This is a genomic window from uncultured Thiodictyon sp. (genome assembly GCA_903837595.1).
Classification (GTDB): domain Bacteria; phylum Pseudomonadota; class Gammaproteobacteria; order Chromatiales; family Chromatiaceae; genus Thiodictyon.
This window is the reverse complement of sequence record CAILVI010000479.1, coordinates 1-4,773: the sequence shown is the minus strand read 5'-3', so window position 1 is coordinate 4,773 and position 4,773 is coordinate 1. Positions and strand designations below refer to the sequence as shown.

Here is a 4,773-nt window from a genome sequence, read left to right as displayed (position 1 = left end):
GGACTGGCTGCATTCACTGCCTTGGGTGCCGCATCCAGGGCCTGCTGGGCGGCGGTGCGCAGGGTGCGCTCGGCGGCGAGGACGGCGACGGCGGCCTCGGGGCCGGTGGTCTGGCCGTCCATCGCCAGGCGCTCGATCAGGTCCTCATGGCCCGGGATCAGTTGGTCACGCACGGCTTGTATCCGGGTGCGCTCCGCGGTGGCGCCCCCGACGCGCCCAATGATGAGGCCCTCCTCGCGCCCTTCGGCGAGCAGGGCGGAGAGCAGGTCCGGATGGTTGGCGGCGAGATAGGCGCGGTCGATGATCGGCGCGCCCGGGGTATGATCGGACATCGTGATGATGCTCCTACGGTTGGACCGGGCGCGCCCGGCGGGATAAAGCAATGTGTTGAGGGTGCCGATGCGATCACCCATGCCAGCTGCGACGGCATGGGCGCCGACGAGCAGGGAACCGCGCCCGAAGTCGTTTAGCACGGTCTGGGGGTCCACTTTGCGGCCGGCGGCCACCGCCTCGACGAAGACGGTGGCGATCTGATCGACGATGCGCTGGGCCTCGATGAGCCCCTGCGGGGTGTCGGGGGTGGCGCGCTTCAGTGGTGACTGTGAGGAGACGACCTGGAGCGGGGCATCGACCTCTGGCCGATGGGTCAGCACCACGCCGATGGAGCCGACCATCGCGGTCTGGGACAACACCACCTCCCCCGCGGCGGCGGCGATCCAGTAGGCGGCCGAGGCGGCGAGGTCTCCGACATAGGCGGTGATGGGCTTGATCTGGTTGGCTGCAGCCACCTGGCCTGCAAACTCGGCGATGCCGGTGGTCTGGCCGCCCGGGGACGCCAGCCACAGGACAATCCGTTCGACACCCAGGTCATCGAGCGCAACCTGAAAGTCGCGCGCCAGGATCTCCAACGAGGTGGCGCCCGAGATGCGGCTGAAGAGATCGGCCCGCGGCATGATCGGCCCGCGGACCTCCAGCAGCGCCGTGGTGCCGTGCACGGTGGCATGACGCGCGGTGGGCAAGGGCAGGCCGCCGCGGGTGGCGAGTGCATCCGGGCTCACGGCGAGGCGCTCGGCGATGGCCGCGACCTGTCCCAGCGGGTCTGGGTGATCGTTGAGCCGCCCGGCAATCAGGATGATCTGCTCCAGGGCGGCCGGCTCGATCGCCCAGGGGGCGCGGCCGATGGCGTCGAGCACATGGGTGGCGGCGCGCTCGGTCATGGTTGATCTCCAGGTGCCGGTGGTGCCGGTGGTGCCGCAGGATCGTCCGGTGCCGGCGGCGCCAGCTCTTGAACCGGCCCCTTTTGCTGCGGCGACGGGGCACCCATGCGACGCTCTTTGTCGAGCTGCCGCTGCACCTGGTCATAGTCCTGACCGGTCAGCAACATGCACTCGCGTTTGCGGGTCGAGATGCCCAGTTCGATGCGCTGACGGGCGGCGTCGACTGCCTTGGATTCATCGATTTGACCCTGTGCATCGCCGACCCATTCGGTGCCGAGATAGGCCGCACGGATCATCGGATCGGCGAAATAACCGGGGGCCGCCAGCCGTCCGAAGGCCACTTGTTCGTCAATGAATGCCTCGTAAACCGGCTGGCAAAACGCACCCGCAAGCCAGGTGCGCCGGCCAATAAAAAAGCTCCAGGCCACCAACAGAGCCGCCCGGGCGGCCGAGTAGGAACTTTGAAAACGCTTGGTCAGCAACTCATGGGGCAGCTCCAGCCCGGCCCCGATCATCGACCAGGCGCCCATCAGGAAAGGCTCAAAGGCGGTATTCGGCCGGTTGGGGTTGAAGCCGGTAACGGTGTCGTCCGGGAACAGAGCGAGGATGTTGCTCTGGCCTTCGCGCATCGCGATCGGCGAGTCTTGGTAATAAGACTGCCGGGCGCCGCGCCAGTCTTTGTAGGGCAGACCCGCCAGGCCCATGCCGGTCTGCGACTGCACTACCAGGCCCTGGAAGGCGTTGAGCACCGCGGCGTTGATCTCGGCGTCGGTGTAGCGTCCTAGCTGCTTGATCTGCTCGATGACCGGCGAGAGATCGGGCGCCGGCCGGGTCTCGTCATCGTCGAGGATGCGCGCCAGGTGCAGCACCACGCGCCGATCGTTGGCCGGGTTGTACATGGACAGCCGCTGCCAGGACTGCACCTCACCGATGCGCCCTGCATTGGGATAGCGCCGCGAGACATGGATGGCGATCGGCGCGCCCACCTCGTCGCGCTCCACCCCCTGAACCAGGGCCTCGGTATCGGACAGGAAGTCTGGGTTGGAAACCCGCAGCGCGTTGATGTGCTGAAGCGCCAGCCGGAAGGTCGCGCCGGGACGCGGGCTCTGCACCAACTGGACCCAGTGGTCACCGTTGCGCAGTACCGCCCGGTAGGCCGAGTCCTGCTGTTCGTAAAAGGTCTGGGTGCGCTTGATGTGGCAGTCGCGTCCATTGGCCCAATGGTTAAACAGCCGTTCGGCCTGGGATTCCCAGGCATCGCCCTGGGCGTCATCAAGACCGAGATAATCCCGATCGATGGCGGCTTGCAGGGCCAACCCGGTGCCAACCACCCCGGTCGCCTTGGTGTGCTCCACCCCGGCCACCAGCGGATCGTTGCGCCGCAGATCGGCGGCCCGCGCCCGCAGGGTCTTCAGGTCGCGCGCGGTCTGCTCATCGGGCGCCCCCCAGGGCAGATGCCAACCGCGCAACGGATCGCGCAGGAACGACGCGCCTTTATGGGCGGTCTCCCCAGCGCTGGGATCAGAAAGGCCATCCGTGGCAACGTGTTCACCACCGAACCAACGGAAGAAACTGGAAAAACGGGAGAGACGCGACGCGGCCATCAGCCGACCACGACCGCGGAATGAATCTGCGAGCGCCGCGGGGCGATCTCGGCCTCGGGCGGGGCCAGGCGCTTGGCGGTCTTATCCCAGTAGGCGATCCGGCTCGCCACGGCGCCCAGATCGGCCCGGGTCAGGGACCGACCTTCGTTGCTGACTGACTGGCCAAGCATGATCGCATCTTCAAACGCGATCCACTTGGCGAGTTGGGCTTCAGCGAGTTGATAGGTAATTCCGGCCATGCGTCAAAGCATAGACCGGGCGCCGAGTACACCAAGCGACGAATTTCAGCGCCGCCGCTGCAGGTTCAAGTACGCAACAGTTCGTGGACATGCCCGCGCTCATCGAGTAAACGCAGAATCAGCCGGATCGGCCGCGGTACCGGCGAGGTCTCGCCCCAGGCCCGGACCTGGCTGTAAGACACGCCGGCCAAGGCCGCGAAGTCGCCCAGGCTCAGACCCAGCTCAGCGAGATGTGCGCGAAATTGATCCCGGGTCATTTTGTTACATCACCTTGAACTGTTTCGCCAGATCGCCGTTATCACCGGCCGGACGTTCGGCATAGACCGTCACCTGGCAGACGGCGAAATAGCACAGGGACTCGACATCCAAAAAATGGTTGGCGCGCTGCTTGAGCCAGCGCGGCCGGCCGTCGAGGTCGACCACGCGAGACTCGGCAACGATCTGCTTGCAATACTCGTCATCGATGTCGCGCGGTAGATGCCAGGCCCCGGGCTGATCGATCGGCCGGCGCACCCGCGCATGGACCCACGACTTGAGCACGTCGGTGTTCAGGTGCCACAGGTACATGCCGTGCGGCTTGGCCTTGCCGCGCCAGTTCACCTCCACCGGCGCGGCATACCAGGGCCGGTCCATCAGGTTGCGGCCCTTGGTCGCGACGGCCTGACCGGTGTATTTCTGGCAGAAAGCGTAGACATCCTCGGGCCGATAGCCCGAGTCGACCGCCATCAGCGACACCGACAGACCATCCCAGGAGGCCCCGAGTACCTCTTGTGCGAGCCGCTCCCAGACCGCCGGCTGATCGGTATCCCCCCACAGCTCGCCGCGCGCAATCAGCCAGGAGGTCAGATCAGACTCAGGTGCCCAACCGCGCACCCCCCAGATCAACCGATTGGCGGACACATCCACCCCGGCGGTGAGCGTCGTCACGGCGGCTGTAACGAACCCAAGGACATAGCCCGGGTCCGCCAGGGCATGAACCACCTGCCAGTCCGGGGCGTCACCGCGACGCTGGAAAATCTCCCCGAAGTCGATATTGAGCACGGCCTGCTCGCGCTGCGGGTCCTTGGTCGCCCGCGCTTCAGCCAACTGGGCCGCGAGATAGCCAAAGGTCTTCTTGGCCGAGAAGGTCGCACACCCCGAGACCCAGAAACTGGCCTTGACCGTCCCTGGATCGATCCATGCCGTGCCCCAGGGCAGGCGCTGAATATCCCCCGCACCGAGATCGATCATGGGTCCAGGCCCGCCATCAGTGAGACAGCCCCAGGCGGGGTCATAGTCCAGCGGGCGTTGACCGGGCGCGACCATGATCCCGCGGTCGTTCATGGTTCCGCGCTTGGGGTCTCTGATCTCTGCCCCGCAGACGGGACACACCAGGCACCCGGCCCGCTCGGCCTCCAAGGGCGTGACGTTCTCAACCGGGCGGATCAGCATGGAGCGCGGGATGAAATAGACCTGGCAATGCGGGCAGGGCCAGGCCCATTCATGGCGCGACCCCTGAAGCCAGTAGCGCCAGATCGCCGAACCGATCTCGGCCGGATCCTCGGGCTCGGCCCAATGCCACAGGCCGGTGTCATGACGATAGGCCACCGCCAGCCCCAGGGTCGGGGTGGAGGTGAGCGACATGATCGCGTCTGGGTAGGTCGAGGTCGTCGCCTCGGCCATCGCCACGACCGTGCCCTCGGAGGCGCGCGGACGTTCGGCCTCGACGCCGTC

At 66.6% G+C, this 4,773-nt stretch carries 5 protein-coding genes; all 5 read right to left on the bottom strand.

Annotated features, from left to right (window positions below):
* On the bottom strand, nt 1-1,217 hold a 1,217-nt coding region (locus QZY44_RS28660; protein ID WP_295456052.1), incomplete at its 3' end, for a S49 family peptidase.
* Nucleotides 1,214-2,821, bottom strand: coding sequence for a phage portal protein (locus QZY44_RS28655; RefSeq protein WP_295456051.1), 1,608 nt, complete (start codon nt 2,819-2,821; stop codon nt 1,214-1,216). The genes QZY44_RS28660 and QZY44_RS28655, both read right to left, overlap by 4 nt.
* Nucleotides 2,821-3,060: a hypothetical protein gene (locus QZY44_RS28650; protein ID WP_295456050.1), complete on the bottom strand. Its 240-nt coding sequence runs from the start codon at nt 3,058-3,060 to the stop codon at nt 2,821-2,823. Before QZY44_RS28650 ends, QZY44_RS28655 begins: the two co-directional genes overlap by 1 nt.
* A gap of 65 nt (nt 3,061-3,125) precedes the next feature.
* Entirely contained in the window at nt 3,126-3,317 is a 192-nt protein-coding gene (locus QZY44_RS28645; protein WP_295456049.1) for a helix-turn-helix transcriptional regulator, read from the bottom strand.
* 4 nt (nt 3,318-3,321) lie between these two features.
* On the bottom strand, nt 3,322-4,773 hold a 1,452-nt coding region (locus tag QZY44_RS28640), incomplete at its 5' end, for a terminase gpA endonuclease subunit (RefSeq protein ID WP_295456048.1).

Bases quoted from the DNA above. Each gene is read 5' to 3' on its own strand.
- QZY44_RS28655 (WP_295456051.1), bottom strand. From the start codon at position 2,821: ATGGCCGCGTCGCGTCTCTCCCGTTTTTCCAGTTTCTTCCGTTGGTTC.
- QZY44_RS28650 (WP_295456050.1), bottom strand. From the start codon at position 3,060: ATGGCCGGAATTACCTATCAACTCGCTGAAGCCCAACTCGCCAAGTGG.
- QZY44_RS28645 (WP_295456049.1), bottom strand. From the start codon at position 3,317: ATGACCCGGGATCAATTTCGCGCACATCTCGCTGAGCTGGGTCTGAGC.